We start from the raw sequence: 15,122 nt of genomic DNA on the forward strand, positions 1-15,122 counted from the left end.
ACGAATCAACCGATTTCACAAGATACGACGCTGAAACATCCGATTCATGTGTATTCAGAAATTGGAGAATTAAAAACGGTATTACTGAAGCGACCGGGTCGGGAGTTAGAGAACCTTACTCCAGAATATTTAGAGCGCCTCTTGTTCGATGATATTCCCCATTTGCCGGTCATTCAAAAAGAGCACGATTATTTTGCGAGTGCGCTTCAAAATCGTGGTGTGGAAGTCCTTTACCTCGAAAAACTAATGGCCGAAACGTTATCACTCCCTGGTGTGCGCGAAAAGTTTGTCGCGGATATCTTATCGGAGTCCAAATCAAATATCAACGGTTCTTACGAAACATTAAAAGAGTATTTACTCGATTTTGATAACGAAATGTTGATAGAGACGGTGATGGCCGGTATCCGGAAATCGGAGATCAAGCCAGAAAAACGCCGACATCTGCATGAAATGATTGAAGACACGTACCCCTTCTTTTTGGATCCAATGCCAAACCTCTACTTTACACGAGACCCGGCCGCTGCAATCGGTCACGGACTCTCCATCAACCGCATGAAAGAACCGGCACGTCGCCGTGAATCGCTCTTCACGCAATACATTATGCGCTATCACCCACGCTTTGCGAAACATGATGTTCCCATCTGGTCGGACCGTGATTATCGGTTTGCGATGGAAGGGGGAGACGAACTCGTCTTGTCGAAAGAAGTCGTCGCCATCGGCATCTCGGAACGGACGACCGCGCAAGGCATCGAGCGTGTCGCCCTCAACCTACTCAAGCATGGAGACAGCTTCAAAAAAGTCATCGCCATCGAAATTCCAAAATCACGCGCCTTCATGCATCTTGATACCGTCTTCACGATGGTCGATCATGATAAATTCACCATCCATCCGTTCATTCAAGGACCGGAAGGGAAGATGAACATTTTCGAGCTCACGTTAAACGCGGAAGGTGAACTTCAGATTGCCCAGCACTCGGATTTGTTGAAGGTGTTAAAAGACGTCCTCGGCTTACAAGAGGCGACGTTGATTCCTTGTGGTGGTGGCGATCCAATTGCGGCAGCCCGAGAACAATGGAATGATGGATCGAACACGCTCGCCATCGCGCCGGGTGTCGTGGTCACGTATGACCGAAACTATGTCTCGAATGAGTTACTTCGTAAAGAAGGCGTCGAAGTGATTGAAATCATGTCGAGTGAACTATCACGCGGACGTGGGGGTCCACGTTGCATGAGCTGTCCGATTATCCGACAAGACATCTAAATGTGATAAGGAGGAAGCAGTATGTCTACAACGTTCAATTTTGATTTGAAAGGTCGTCATTTTTTATCGCTAAACGAGTTTTCGGGTGAAGAAATCAACTACTTGATCGATTTGTCTGCTGCATTCAAACGTCAGAAAAAACAAGGTGTTCCACATCGGATTTGTGAAGGTAAAAACATTGCCTTGCTCTTTGAAAAACCATCGACGCGGACGCGTTGTGCGTTCACGGTCGCTGCCATCGATTTAGGGATGCATCCCGAATATTTAGGCAAAAATGACATCCAGTTCGGGAAGAAAGAATCGGTGCGCGATACCGCGATCGTCCTTGGACGCATGTTTGACGGCATTCAGTTCCGTGGCTTCGCCCACGAGACGGTCGAAGGTCTTGCGAAAGACGCAGGCGTACCGGTATGGAACGGCTTGACCGACTTGTATCACCCGACCCAAATCTTGGCTGACTTTTTGACGGTGAAAGAACAAAAAGGAGAACTTGCCGGAATCAAATTCGTATACGTGGGCGACGGACGGAACAACATGGGCAACACGCTGTTGATCGGTGGTGCAAAAGTAGGAATGGATATGCGGATCTGTGCACCGAAATCGCTCTGGCCATCTGACGAAATCGTGAACTATGCGAAGTCGGTCGCTGCTGAAACCGGTGCTGTGATCACCTTGACGGAGAGCATTGAGGAAGCGATGGATCAAGCGGACGTCGTCTACACGGATGTCTGGGTATCGATGGGCGAGGAAGCGGCATTCGCAGAACGGATTGAACTGTTGCGACCATATCAAGTGAACATGGACATGCTTCAAAAGAGTGGCAATCCAGACATCATGTTCTTACATTGCCTCCCTGCCTTCCACGACTTAGAAACGGAAGTCGGTCGAGCGATTCACGAACAGTACGGTTTGACGGAAATGGAAGTGACCGATGAAGTGTTCCGCAGTCGTCATTCGTTCGTATTTGATGAGGCGGAAAACCGGATGCATACCATCAAGGCGGTGATGGCGGCGACGCTCACGGAGACACGCGAATGGCTTGATCGTTGACGAGGAGGGGATTCCCCCTCCCGGTTCAAAATAAGCGAAAGGGATGAGTAGAATGTCTACGAAGTTGGAGCATGACTCAGGTGGTTCGGCTGGAGTACATCCTGACAAGCAAGACAAGCGGTTAGGTCTCGGAGCGTTGACGGCACTTGTCGTCGGATCGATGATTGGTGGTGGCGCCTTTAACTTGGCTGCCGATTTGGCGCAAGGTGCGAATGCGGGTGCCATTCTCATCGGGTGGGTGATTACAGGGATCGGGATTATTGCGCTCGGTCTCAGCTTTCAAAATCTGACGATGCGCCGTCCTGATCTCGATGGTGGTGTATATAGCTATGCACGGGCAGGCTTTGGGTCGTTCGTCGGATTTAACTCGGCCTGGGGATATTGGTTGTCTGCCTGGCTCGGGAATGTGGCGTATGCCACACTGCTATTCAGTTCGGTCGGTTATTTCTTCCCGATTTTTGAAGGGGGACAGAATATCGCGTCGATCATTGGCGCATCAATTATGCTGTGGCTCGTGCATACCCTCATCTTACGTGGGGTACATGAGGCGTCGATGATCAACATCGTCACGACGATTGCCAAACTCGTCCCAATTTTTGCATTCATTACGATTACCTTGTTCTTCTTTAATCTCGAAAACTTCACCTTCGATTTTTGGGGACAAGGCGGTTTCTCGTGGGGAAGTGTGCGTGACCAAGTCGTTTCGACGATGCTCGTGACGCTTTGGGTCTTTATCGGTGTGGAAGGGGCCGTCGTTCTTTCTGGTCGTGCTCGGAAACGTTCGGACGTCGGGAAAGCAACCGTGATTGGGTTGCTCGGTACACTCGTCATTTATTTGCTCATTTCCATCATGTCGCTCGGTCTCATGACACCGGAAAACGTGGCGAACGCCTCGCAACCCGCGATGGCATATTTGCTCGAGTCGGCCGTCGGTCCGTGGGGTGCGATGCTCATCAACGGAGGGCTCGTCATCTCTGTCCTTGGCGCATGGCTCGGTTGGACGCTTTTAGCAGCTGAGATTCCATTCGTTGCCGCCAAAGATGGGGTCTTCCCGAAATGGTTCACGAAAGAGAATCAAAATCAAGCTCCCGTCAATGCCCTTTGGCTGACGAATGGGTTGATTCAGCTCTTCCTCTTCACATTCTTGATTTCAGATGCCGCATATAACTTTGCTTTTTCTCTCGCTTCGAGTGCGATTTTGATCCCATACGTGTTCTCGGCCTTTTATCAAGTGAAAGTGGCGAAGAACGGAATCGGATATAGTACCGGTGAACGAAAAACATGCGATTTAGCAATTGGATTGGTCGCCTCTGTTTATGGACTATGGCTCATTTACGCCGCTGGAATCGATTATTTACTTCTCACTACACTTTTATATGCACCGGGAACCCTTCTCTACATGAAGGCGCAACGTGAAAATGGCATCAAGTCACTCACTAAAACGGAATGGATGGTCGCCGGTGTGTTGACCGCACTCGCCATTTTCGCAGTCGTACGCATACTATCGGGTAATATTTCAGTCATCTGATCGGGGGTATGGATATGGAGAAAAAACGAGTGGTCATCGCTTTAGGCGGGAATGCGATTCAACAAGGCAAAGATGCGACAGCCGAAGCACAAATACAGGCGGTTGAGGCAACGGCGGAATCTCTCGCTGCACTCATCGCGGAAGGAGTCGAGGTCATCATCACGCATGGGAACGGTCCGCAAGTGGGAAACCTGATGTTGCAACAAGCCGCATCAGACAGTCCAGCCACACCAGCGATGCCGCTTGATGTCTGTGGTGCGATGACGCAAGGGATGATTGGATACTGGTTCGAGAATGCACTAACCAAAGCGCTTCGTGCACGTGGTCTTGAACAGCATGTGGCTTCTCTCGTGACACGAAGTATTGTCGACCCGAACGATAGTGCGTTTCATCATCCGACCAAGCCGATCGGTCCGTTTTATACGGAAGAAGAGGCACTCCATCTCGAACGGACGACAGGTTACGTCTTCAAAGAAGATGCAGGACGTGGGTATCGTCGTGTAGTCCCGAGTCCAATCCCTATGAAAATCGCCGAACACGCCGTCATTCGAACACTCGTTGAAGCGGGGCACATCGTCGTCGCTTCTGGTGGCGGTGGCATTCCCGTCATGGAGACAATGGACGGATACGTCGGCATCGAGGCGGTCATCGATAAAGATTTCGCGGCTGCGAAACTGGCTGACCTCGTCAACGCAGACGTCTTACTCATTTTGACGGCTGTCGAACATGTGTATGTCAATTTTGGGAAGCCGGACGAGATGGCACTTCAAGAAACGTCGAAAGAACAGATGGAGACGTATATCGCGGAAGGGCAGTTCGCGCCAGGCAGTATGTTGCCGAAAGTAAGAGCGGCGCTGCAGTTTGCCGAATCCGGTACGAACCGTGTCGCCATCATCACGTCGCTCGATCAGGCTGTAGCCGCCATTGACGGAGAAGCTGGCACACGTGTCCGTCTGGCCCCATCACTCCAACAATAAGAATGTGTCGCAGACGTGAAGCGTTTGCGACTTTTTTTGTTTTCTGCCCGGGTTCAAGGGGAAGGAAGGTTGTATGCCAAAAATGAGATTGCTATCATATTCAGTGTAAACGTTTGCACTAATTTCAGGAAGGAAGTGACGGAGAGCGGAAACGCTCGAATGTATGCGCCTATTCGAAGAAAATCATGTGTACCAGTCGTGGATGAGACCAAAAGCAAGAGAAGGGGCAATCGTACAAGGAAGCTGTTATCGCTTCACCGTATTGACGAGTCAGTTGATTCGAATGGAATATGCGGAGGACGGTGTCTTTGAAGACCGCGCCACCCAAGTGGCGTGGAATCGGGAATTTGACGTTCCACAATTCCGAGTGATTGAAGATGAGACAGAACTCCAAATCATCACCGAACATGTCCATTTGTATTATACGAAAGGTCCGTTCGCGCCGAACACGCTCTACGTGGACGTGAAAGGGAACTTTAGCACGTATTATAGCCGCTACATGTTCAACGGTCCGGAGCGGACGCTGAAAGGGACGGCGCGGACGCTCGACCATGTGGACGGGGCGACGGAGTTAGAAGAAGGGATCCTCTCCAAACAAGGGTATGCGATCATAGATGATTCATCCTCGTTTTTGATGACAGATGATCGCTTCGTCGAGCCGCGACGAAAAGGGATCCATGACATTTACTACTTCGGATATGGTCATGACTATAAACAGGCACTTCGAGACTTTTACACGTTGACGGGTCCGACGCCGATGCTCCCTCGTAAAGCGCTCGGGAACTGGTGGAGCCGCTACTGGCGATACGACGAAAAGGAGTATAAGGCGTTAATGCGCCGTTTCAAGTCAGAAGATGTCCCGTTCTCGGTCAGTGTCATCGATATGGACTGGCACGTGACGGACATTCCCGAAGAGTACGGGAGTGGTTGGACGGGCTATTCGTGGAACAAAAACTTGTTTCCCGAACCGAAGCGTTTCCTTAACTGGCTAAAGGATGAGGGAATGATGGTGACGTTGAACCTGCATCCCGCGGACGGTGTCCGTGCGTTTGAAGATCAGTACGTGGCGATGGCCGAGGCCATGGGCGTCGAACCGGAATCGGGGGACCGAATCCCATTCGATTTTTCAGACAAACGATTCATTCAAGCATATTTTGAGCAGATGCATCATCCACATGAGGCGGATGGCGTTGATTTTTGGTGGATCGATTGGCAACAAGGGTCGACCTCGAAGATGGAAGGACTCGATCCGCTATGGATGCTGAATCATTATCATGCCATCGACATCGCCCGTGACGGCAAACGCCCGCTCATTTTCTCTCGTTACGCAGGACCAGGGAGCCACCGTTACCCGGTCGGATTTTCAGGAGACACGATCATCTCGTGGGCCTCGCTCGCCTTCCAGCCGTATTTTACAGCGACAGCGACAAACATCGGTTACGGTTGGTGGAGTCACGACATCGGAGGGCATCATCGTGGGAAAAAAGACGATGAGCTCGCCGCGCGTTGGGTCGCATACGGGGTGTTCAGTCCAATCATGCGCCTCCACTCGACGTTCAGCACCTTCAACGGGAAAGAGCCTTGGCGTTTCGGGATCGAAGCCGAACAGTCGATGAAGCGATTCTTACGTCTGCGTCACGAGCTCATTCCTTATCTATACACGATGAATTATCGTAACCATGCCAATGCGTTACCGCTCGTGCTGCCGATGTATATCGAACATCCCGATGACGAAGCGGCTTATCAAGTGCCGAATCAGTTTTATTTTGGCAGTGAACTCATTGTGTCCCCGATTGTCACGCCGATGGACCGAAAGCTCCACGTCGCCGGAACGAATGTCTGGCTGCCAAAAGGAGAATGGTTTGACTTATTCACAGGACATCGTTACGAAGGCGACAAGTCGATTCGTGTGTTCCGTGGACTCGATGGACAACCGGTCTTCGCCAAAGCGGGTGCCATCGTTCCCCTCATGCCGCATCAACCGCATGCGAACGAGACGGGAAACCCGAGCGAGCTAGAAGTACTCGTCTTTCCAGGTGCCTCGAACACGTTCACGATGTACGAAGATGACGGGGAAAGCCGGGATTATGAGACAGGTGCCTCACTTGAAACGACGTTTACGCTCGACTGGGAAGCGCGGACGCTACACATCGAGATGTCAGGAGACCTGACCCTCGTTCCGGCGAATCGGACATTGACCGTTCTTGTTCGAGGCGTTGTCGGGGAAGGGGACTATGACGCTGAGACGCAGACGTTACACATCCCGATTGGTGAATTGAAGCAGGAGCAGACGGTGACGCTCCCCGTCGATGTGACACAGAACGCCCATCGACTTGACCGTCTCTATCGATTCTTAGATCGCGCGGAAATCGCCTACGATTTGAAAGATCGTTTGTACCAGATGGCGACGACGAAGACGCGTCTCGAGGCCTGGCTGTTTGACCTCCATGCGTTAGAACTCGATCGAGATTTGCAAGACGCGTTATTAGAACTGATGTTGGACTGAAAAGGGGGGAGACCCCCTTTTGTCATGTCAGAAAACTGTCGGATTTTGAAAGCGGTATCATTCTGAATCGTTTTATACTTAAGGTAGGGGATTTAACTAGAAATGAGGGGATACAGATGCGACATAAGTGGACGATTGATGATTTACGCCAGTTAACACTGTTTGCGAACTGTTCGAGTCGAGCGCTTGAACAGCTCGTCCCGTACGTCTATTGCCGAACATATCGAAAAGGACAGCTCCTGTTCATGGAAGGAGACCCGCGAGAGCGCGTGTATTTCTTAATGAGTGGATACATCAGACTCGAACGGATGAACGAGCATGCGACGCATCAATATGCGGACTACGTGAAGCCCAAACAGTTCTTTCCGTACAATGGTTTGTTCACGGAGGAAGACTACCGTCATACGGCCGAAGCGGTGACGGATATTGACGTCATCTACATCCCGACCGAACGGTTCGAGCGGTTTGTATCTACACAGTCGAATATGCTGCTCTATATCATCGGACAGATGAATCGTATTTTAGATTTACATGAACGACGTGTCCAAGAAATCATTACCCCGAGCGCGAAAGAACGTGTACTCAATACCATCCATTTTTTGATTGAAGATTTAGGTGAACCGGATGAGCAAGGGGTACGTGTCCGCTGTCCGTTCACGGCGATGGAACTATCTCGTCTATCTGGAACGTCCCGAGAGACGGTTTCTACGATTTTAGCGAAGCTTCGTAAAGAAGAGGTGCTTAGAATGGATGACCACCACCTTGTCATCGGGCATCCTGAATACTTTGAGCAAGATTTCGATTGACGCCACTCAGGAGAGGGCGTCTTTTGCATGTCGGAACGAGCGGAGCGTTCGCTTCAAGACGTGTCATATTGTATAATTAGTGATGAATCTCACAAAGCAATCGGATTGTGAATAGAGAAAGGATGAATGCAGTGAAACGACTGCAAGCCCTTGCGTTCGCCGAGCGAGGTCACATCATCGGACTGGTATTGTCTGCGGTCATGATTGGACTATCGATTTTGGCGCAAGCGTATTTAATCGTCGACATCGTCGACCGAATCTTTTTAAAAGATGAATCATTTGAAACCGTCGTTCCGGCGTTAATTTGGCTCGTCGTCGCCCTATTGGCACGAGCACTTTTTGGATACGTCTCCGGACGAATCGGAGCGAGTTTATCGGAAAAGGCGAAGCAGACGTTGCGTCTGCAATTGCTAGATCGCTATGCCACGAGCCCGGTCGAGTCGTCTTTGACGGGACAATCTGGGAAGAAGGTCAGTGTGTTTCTAGATGCTGTTGACGAGGTCGATGCCTACTTCAGTCAATACTGGCCACAAGTAATCCAAACCTCGATTATCCCGCTTCTGATTTTGGTTGTCGTCTTCAGCCAACATTGGATTTCAGGTGTCATCATGATGGTGACGGCACCGTTTATCCCTTTGTTCTTTATTATCATCGGGATTGCGACACAGAAAAAATCTGAGGAACAGATGGAGAAGATGAATCAATTTTCCGGAAAGTTTTTGGATGTCTTACAGGGTTTGACGACACTTAAACTCTACAATCGGACCGAACAAGAAGCGAAAGCGATTGAGAAGAGCAGTCTCGACTTTCGGGATGCGACGATGGTCGTCTTAAAGACGGCATTCTTATCTGGCCTCATGTTGGAATTCATCTCCATGCTCAGCACCGGCGTTGTAGCACTGGAAGTCGCGCTACAGATGGTCGTTTGGGAGAACCTGACGTTCTTCTCAGGATTCTTGATTCTTGTGTTGGCGCCAGAGTATTACTTGGCCATCAAAGACCTGGGCAGTGCCTTTCATACGGGACGTGGCAGTATGGGCGCAGCAGACCGAATCTTTGACGTATTAGACGCCCCGGATGATCGCATTCAGTGGGGGACAAAGTCGCTTCGTTCACGGACACCGGACCTCGAGCTTGAAGAGATATCGTTTGAGTACGCTGGTGGACGCTTTTCCCTTCAGCCATTGAGTGGTCGCATCTCGTCCGGCACCCACCTTGCGTTAGTCGGCGCGAGCGGTTCCGGGAAGACGACTGTCCTTAACGTGATCTCAGGACTTTTGCAGGTGAAATCAGGGCGCGTCCTCGTGGATGGCGAACCTTTGCATACGTATGAGGAATCTGCCTGGTATGGAAATATTGCGTATATCTCTCAAAACCCGTATCTGTTCGCCGGGACACTCGCCGAAAACATTGCTTTAGGTGAAGTAGCTGACGAGAGTGCGTTACTCGAAGCAGCCGAGGCAGCTGGACTATCCGAGGTGATTGACCAGTTGCCGAACGGGATCTGGACAGAACTCGGAGAAGGTGGATTTGGACTATCCGGTGGGGAACGGCAGCGCCTTGCACTCGCACGTGCTTTCTTTAAGCGACCTGGTATTTTATTGTTTGATGAACCGACGACCGGTCTCGATTTGAAAACAGAGCGGATTGTCAGACGCTCGATTGAAGAGCTGTCAAAAGGTGCAACGTTAATCACGGTTGCGCATCGTCTGCATACAATCAAAGAGGCAGACACGATTTGGTTCATGGATGATGGGAAGCGAATCGCAGAAGGGACGCATGAAGTGTTACTCGCTGTCCCAGAGTATGCGGAGTTGTTTGCACTTCAGAAAGGGGTGAGCCGATGAACTCGCTTTGGACGATTACAAAATGGATGATGCGCGAAAAGAAAGACATCCTCCTCTCCATCTTCTTTGGATATGCAGCAGGGATTGCAGCGGTCGCCCTCTTCGCGGCAAGTGGCTATCTCGTATCACGGGCAGGGCTCGTCCCGCCCCTGTATGCACTCATGGTACCGGTTGTCTTAATTAAACTGTTCGGTGTCATCCGGGCAGGAAGCCGTTATCGGGAACGCCTCGCCTCACACCGGGCGACGTTTACGATTTTAAGTGAGTTGCGCGTCCGGTTCTATCGTCAGTTAGAGCCGCTCGTTCCGTCCATCTTTGCGAAATATCGGAGCGGCGATTTGCTCGCACGCGTCGTCGGGGACGTCGAGAGTCTTCAAAACTACTTCCTTCGCGTGTTTTATCCGCCGATCATTCTCGTACTCGTCTTTTTGAGCACCATCTTCTTTGTCACCTTCTTCTCGTTTGCGGTCAGCCTATGGATCTTGTTTGGTGTACTCGTTACAGGATTCTTGATTCCGCTCGGATTTGCACGAATCCGTGCCCATCACGATGAGACGATTCGTGGATTGCGCGGAGATGTGTCGATTCAATTGACAGAGATGCTGTTCGGATACCGGGATTTAAAACTTCATCACCAACTCGATCGCACGAAACAAACTGTCTATTCGCATAGTGAGCGTTACATGGATGCAGAGCGGAAAGACACGACGAATCAGTTCTTCAATTCGGCGCTCGTCGTTGCCGCTTCCTTATTCGTCTCATGGGGCGTCTTGGCCATCGGTGCGTATCAGGTGGTAAATGGAGACCTGAACGGGTTGTTCTTGGCAATGCTGATCATGATGTCGCTCACAGCGTTTGAGAATACGACGCCGATGGCCGTGTTCCCCGGTCACTTTGCAGACAGCAAGCAAGCAGCGGATCGTTTGTTTGAAGTGACGGAGCCGAGTGAAACGATTGAGGCGCGTGAGGCGAAACGTCAAGACGTGACGTTTACGGCCGCACCGTCCATTTCATTTGACCATGTTCGCTATCGCTATCCAGACACGTATCGAGATGTGATAGATGAGGTAACGTTACACATACCGAGCGGTTCGAAGACGGTAATCGTCGGACCGAGCGGGTCAGGGAAGTCGACGTTACTTCAATTGCTAATGGCTTTCGTTCGGACGGAAGACGGCACGATTCGGTTGGATGATTACAATATGAACGATGTCAAACAAACATCTATTTGGCAACATGCAAGTGTTGTCTTGCAAGACAATCATTTCTTTTACGGAACCGTACGGGAAAACCTGGCGTTAGCCGGTGACTTCACAGATGAAGCGATGAACGTAGCACTTGAGCGCGTCCGTTTGTCATTCTCGCTAGACGAACCGGTCCTGGAGAAAGGGGCAAACTTGTCAGGTGGAGAACGTCAGCGCCTCGCCATCGCACGGGCACTTCTTAAAAACGGACTTCTTTGGTTGCTTGATGAACCGACATCGGCACTCGATGCAGGAACGGAGGCCCATGTCTTTTCTGAATTGCTACAGCAAGCCGGAACAGGCACACTCATTCTTGTCAGTCACCGTTTGACGGGTCTCGAAACGTTTGATCAGATTATCGTCATGGAAGCTGGACGGATCGTCGAGGTCGGTTCTTATGAGGAATTGATGACGAAACGTGGCATGTTCTATGAATTGAAACAAATCGAACAAGAAGTGTTCGCATCATGAAAAAGACGAGCAGCCCCGTCGGTGGGCTGCTCGTCTTGTTTATGGCAAATATGGGTGCAACAAATGGGGGTTGTCGCAATGCTTTCAAAAAGAGTGTCGTGGAGGGGAATCCACGTGACGTGATATGTTTGGGGAACGTGCACGCCAAGCTTTTGGGAAGCTACAACTAGAGTATAGTTGATAACGATTCTCATTGTCAATAAGAATAATAAAAAATCCATACGTGCGAATACGCATGGATTGGGTCATGAATTAATTCGAGGCTAGGCCTTTTTGAACCGTGAATCGAATCAAACTGAACAAGTATCTCGTGAAGAAGAGAGCGAACGCATAGAATAGCGCAATGAACGGTGACTGAAGATCAATCCCCGGGATGTTCATCAAGAACTCTAGAACGAGAATAGAGAGTAGGAATACGTAGAGAGCGGCATCTAAATAAAGTGGCATGAGACGACCGCGTTGATGCCAAAATGTGCGGACGAGTGGTGCCACGGTCATCCCGATGATCCGTTCCGCAAAGCCGATACTGAGAACGGCGATGATGAATGCTGGGATCGTGTTAAAGCTCACCAAATCCGAGAATACAAAACCTGAAATCAACAAGAGCGGACCGATGATAATCATCATCGAAAGTGAGGTCCGGAAGAAAATCCACATGTTGTTCTGAATCGAACGAATCCCCCCGATTGCCGATTGTTGAAGTGTCTTTCCACGTCTATAATCAATCGCGAACGAGCCGATAAACATAATTCCAAATAAAGATAACAAAACTGACATGAACGATGTTTCCCCTTTTCTGAATAAATCATGATGTATCGATCTGAATCAAAGTCTAGCCTAGTTTAACGATTCATTTCGAGAAAGTAAAGCGAGAAAACGCGCTCAAGTGTGAAGAGTTTGACACATTAAGAGGCGAGGATGAAACGATTCCGACCGGACTCTTTTGCGTGATATAACGCTTCATCTGCATGTTTTAACACACTGTCGATTTCAATATCATTCGAATGGCAAGCTCCAAGCGAAACAGTGATGTGGAGCGTACCGGCACTCGTCTCGAACGGGAACGTTGAAACCTTTTCTCGAATAGATTCAGCAAGCTGCGATACTTCTTCTCGATTAGCATGGGGCATGACGATTAAAAATTCTTCGCCGCCGAAGCGACCGACTAAATGGCGCTCATTGCTCTCATTCACGAGGAGCATGCCGAGCTCGCGCAAAACATCATCTCCGACGTCGTGACCGTATGTGTCATTCACCCGTTTGAAATGATCGATGTCGACCAAAATCAATGCGTATTCTTCTGCCTCGACCGTCAAGTTGGCCATGGCTTCGTTCAAGAGACGCCGATTGGCAATCCCGGTGAGCGCATCTGTACGCGCTAGTTGCTGTTGATGTTGGACGTTCTCAAAGTGACGGCGTAGTTCGAGCAGTAATCGATAGGCGGCGCAAGCTCCCCCGTAAGACATTAACATGTAGACGATTAAGACGGGATAGAACAAGTTTAGTGGAAGCGCGGCATAAAGCGCTGCCCCAAAAATGGCAATACTGATCGTAGTGAATACGAGCAAAGTAGGCCGAGTATTATCCATGCGTTTCCGTAAAAGACTTGTTAAGACAACTAACGTAACTATTGTGGCGATGGCTAGATAGAGACCGAGCATGGTACCATTTGTAAAGAACAGAACTAGGGAACGACCGATTAATAATATGATACCTGCGACAGCACCACTCACCCATCCCCCGAATAGAACGGCAAGCAAAACGGGAATATTACGTAGGTCGATGAGTATCCCCTCGAGCGGTAAGGCATTTACCAAAAGGAGGATGGCAATCAATCCGGTCTGTACCCCGAGTAAAACCCTTCCTTTCAAAGGAGACTGTGGAGTTAAACGAGGTCGATTGCGAAACGGTAAAAAGGAAATCGTGAAGAGCGTGAACAAGATACACAGGTTGATAAAGAACGCATTAATGATTGTGAGCATCGAGGCTCCCCCTTATCCCGTATGGAAATATTTAGTTACAGTATATAGCATCTAGTTGGAAACAGACAGGAATAACCTGCTTGCGGAAAGAAGCTCTCTTGAATGACTATTCAAGCAAATCGTCTTGGAATCCTTTTGGATTTATTCAAGTTCTTCTCATCTTTTAGAACTTTCGTTATGGAAAATCGAAAGTTTGGTATGATAAGAGAAAAGGAGGACTGTCCGTGCGTTACTGGGATCATTTTAAGCGAGCGTTTATTCCGATTGCGCTCATTTTGATTGGATTAGCGATCTTTTATACTTTATCAGCTCGAGATAACATGGTGTTGACGCTTTTAGGGGCTGCGATTGTTGGAGTCATCTTATTTTTGGTGATGCGTCATGTGAATCAGGTGGAAGAGGACTGAAGCGAGAACACATTTTGTGGTTCTCGTTTTTTGTTGTCTTGCCACATTTTTGGGTACACTACAAAGTAAGGAGGGATTTATCATGGCAAAAGCTACATTTGCGGGAGGCTGTTTCTGGTGCATGGTCAAACCGTTTCATAAATATGAGGGAGTGGAGCGTGTCATTTCTGGATATACAGGAGGACATATCGACAACCCGACGTATCAACAAGTCTGTTCGGAGACGACAGGACATTTAGAGGCGGTTGAAATCACATTTGATCCAGAAGTCATTTCGTATGAGGAGTTGCTACGCATCTATTGGCGTCAAATCGACCCGACAGATGGCGGAGGGCAGTTCAATGACCGCGGTGAATCGTACCGTCCAGCCATCTTCTATCATTCAGAAGAGCAACAGGCTGCAGCGGAGCGTTCGAAACAGGAAGTGGAAGATTCGGGTCGCTTCGATCGTTCGATTGAAGTCGATATCCGCCCTGCGAAAACGTTCTGGGAAGCGGAAGACTATCATCAAGACTACTATAAAAAAAATCCGTTCCGCTATGAGATGTACCGTGTCGGTTCAGGACGCGCGAAGTTCATCAAAGAGGCATGGAGCGATCGTAAACAACAACAAGCACTTCGTGAACGCTTGACACCGATGCAGTATAAAGTGACGCAAGAAAACGGGACAGAGCCACCGTTTCAAAATGAATATTGGGATGAAGAACGAGAAGGGCTGTACGTGGATATCGTTGACGGGACACCACTCTTCACATCGCACGATAAGTTTCAGTCGAATTGCGGATGGCCGAGCTTCTCACGTCCAATCGAGGAGAAGCGCGTCGATTTGAACATGGACACGACGCATCACATGGTACGGACAGAAGTCCGTTCAAAACAAGGGGACAGTCACCTTGGTCACGTGTTTGATGACGGTCCAAAAGAGCTTGGTGGCTTACGCTATTGCATCAACTCGGCCGCTCTCCGATTCGTTCCTGTAGAAGAGCTTGAAGAGGCGGGATACGGGGAATATAAACACTTATTCAACAAGTGAAGGGGAGAGCC

General features: G+C 49.5%; 12 protein-coding genes. 10 read left to right on the forward strand and 2 right to left on the reverse strand.

What is annotated here, in order from left to right; genetic code table 11:
• Positions 1 to 30 precede the first annotated feature (30 nt).
• From arcA to cydC, 8 genes are all read left to right on the forward strand, one after another.
• A complete protein-coding gene (gene arcA, locus KNO68_RS11630; protein WP_031422019.1) occupies positions 31 to 1,260 on the forward strand; it encodes an arginine deiminase in 1,230 nt (409 codons plus the stop codon).
• A gap of 21 nt (positions 1,261 to 1,281) precedes the next feature.
• The gene (argF, locus tag KNO68_RS11635) at positions 1,282 to 2,310 is read left to right on the forward strand and encodes an ornithine carbamoyltransferase (protein ID WP_078147776.1); all 1,029 of its coding nucleotides are present in this window, start codon (positions 1,282 to 1,284) and stop codon (positions 2,308 to 2,310) included.
• 52 nt (positions 2,311 to 2,362) lie between these two features.
• Positions 2,363 to 3,838 carry an arginine-ornithine antiporter gene (gene arcD, locus KNO68_RS11640; protein ID WP_078147775.1) on the forward strand — a complete coding sequence of 492 codons (1,476 nt, stop codon included), beginning with the start codon at positions 2,363 to 2,365 and terminating at the stop codon, positions 3,836 to 3,838.
• Between the two features lie 14 nt (positions 3,839 to 3,852).
• On the forward strand, positions 3,853 to 4,815 hold the full coding sequence (gene arcC, locus KNO68_RS11645; RefSeq protein WP_078147774.1) for a carbamate kinase: 963 nt from the start codon (positions 3,853 to 3,855) through the stop codon (positions 4,813 to 4,815).
• Between the two features lie 163 nt (positions 4,816 to 4,978).
• Positions 4,979 to 7,321 carry a TIM-barrel domain-containing protein gene (locus KNO68_RS11650; protein WP_215112521.1) on the forward strand — a complete coding sequence of 781 codons (2,343 nt, stop codon included), beginning with the start codon at positions 4,979 to 4,981 and terminating at the stop codon, positions 7,319 to 7,321.
• Between the two features lie 116 nt (positions 7,322 to 7,437).
• A complete protein-coding gene (locus tag KNO68_RS11655; RefSeq protein WP_214814004.1) occupies positions 7,438 to 8,127 on the forward strand; it encodes a Crp/Fnr family transcriptional regulator in 690 nt (229 codons plus the stop codon).
• Positions 8,128 to 8,249: 122 nt separating this feature from the next.
• Positions 8,250 to 9,974 (forward strand): thiol reductant ABC exporter subunit CydD, encoded by a 1,725-nt coding sequence (gene cydD, locus KNO68_RS11660; protein WP_215112522.1) that lies wholly within the window; start codon positions 8,250 to 8,252, stop codon positions 9,972 to 9,974.
• The gene (cydC, locus tag KNO68_RS11665; RefSeq protein WP_215112523.1) at positions 9,971 to 11,689 is read left to right on the forward strand and encodes a thiol reductant ABC exporter subunit CydC; all 1,719 of its coding nucleotides are present in this window, start codon (positions 9,971 to 9,973) and stop codon (positions 11,687 to 11,689) included. The genes cydD and cydC overlap by 4 nt, the downstream gene beginning before the upstream one ends.
• A 252-nt stretch (positions 11,690 to 11,941) precedes the next feature.
• On the opposite strand, the gene KNO68_RS11670 is transcribed toward cydC, so the two are convergent.
• The gene (locus tag KNO68_RS11670; RefSeq protein WP_214685288.1) at positions 11,942 to 12,466 is read right to left on the reverse strand and encodes a hypothetical protein; all 525 of its coding nucleotides are present in this window, start codon (positions 12,464 to 12,466) and stop codon (positions 11,942 to 11,944) included.
• Between the two features lie 128 nt (positions 12,467 to 12,594).
• A complete protein-coding gene (locus tag KNO68_RS11675) occupies positions 12,595 to 13,671 on the reverse strand; it encodes a diguanylate cyclase (RefSeq protein WP_214687640.1) in 1,077 nt (358 codons plus the stop codon).
• Positions 13,672 to 13,895: 224 nt separating this feature from the next.
• Between KNO68_RS11675 and KNO68_RS11680 the strand changes: the two genes are divergently transcribed.
• Together KNO68_RS11680 and msrA are read left to right on the forward strand one after the other, a co-directional pair.
• Complete coding sequence (locus KNO68_RS11680) at positions 13,896 to 14,078, forward strand: hypothetical protein (RefSeq protein WP_031422036.1); 183 nt, start codon at positions 13,896 to 13,898, stop codon at positions 14,076 to 14,078.
• Between the two features lie 82 nt (positions 14,079 to 14,160).
• On the forward strand, positions 14,161 to 15,111 hold the full coding sequence (msrA, locus tag KNO68_RS11685; protein ID WP_215112524.1) for a peptide-methionine (S)-S-oxide reductase MsrA: 951 nt from the start codon (positions 14,161 to 14,163) through the stop codon (positions 15,109 to 15,111).
• Positions 15,112 to 15,122 lie beyond the last annotated feature (11 nt).

It is taken from the genome of Exiguobacterium sp. s75, from assembly GCF_018617145.1.
GTDB lineage: Bacteria > Bacillota > Bacilli > Exiguobacteriales > Exiguobacteriaceae > Exiguobacterium > Exiguobacterium profundum.

Coding starts and splice junctions, on each gene's coding strand:
- KNO68_RS11675 (WP_214687640.1), bottom strand. CDS start 13,671: ATGCTCACAATCATTAATGCGTTCTTTATCAACCTGTGTATCTTGTTC.
- arcC (WP_078147774.1), top strand. CDS start 3,853: ATGGAGAAAAAACGAGTGGTCATCGCTTTAGGCGGGAATGCGATTCAA.
- KNO68_RS11650 (WP_215112521.1), top strand. CDS start 4,979: ATGCGCCTATTCGAAGAAAATCATGTGTACCAGTCGTGGATGAGACCA.
- msrA (WP_215112524.1), top strand. CDS start 14,161: ATGGCAAAAGCTACATTTGCGGGAGGCTGTTTCTGGTGCATGGTCAAA.
- KNO68_RS11655 (WP_214814004.1), top strand. CDS start 7,438: ATGCGACATAAGTGGACGATTGATGATTTACGCCAGTTAACACTGTTT.
- arcD (WP_078147775.1), top strand. CDS start 2,363: ATGTCTACGAAGTTGGAGCATGACTCAGGTGGTTCGGCTGGAGTACAT.
- argF (WP_078147776.1), top strand. CDS start 1,282: ATGTCTACAACGTTCAATTTTGATTTGAAAGGTCGTCATTTTTTATCG.
- cydC (WP_215112523.1), top strand. CDS start 9,971: ATGAACTCGCTTTGGACGATTACAAAATGGATGATGCGCGAAAAGAAA.
- KNO68_RS11670 (WP_214685288.1), bottom strand. CDS start 12,466: ATGTCAGTTTTGTTATCTTTATTTGGAATTATGTTTATCGGCTCGTTC.
- cydD (WP_215112522.1), top strand. CDS start 8,250: ATGAATGCAGTGAAACGACTGCAAGCCCTTGCGTTCGCCGAGCGAGGT.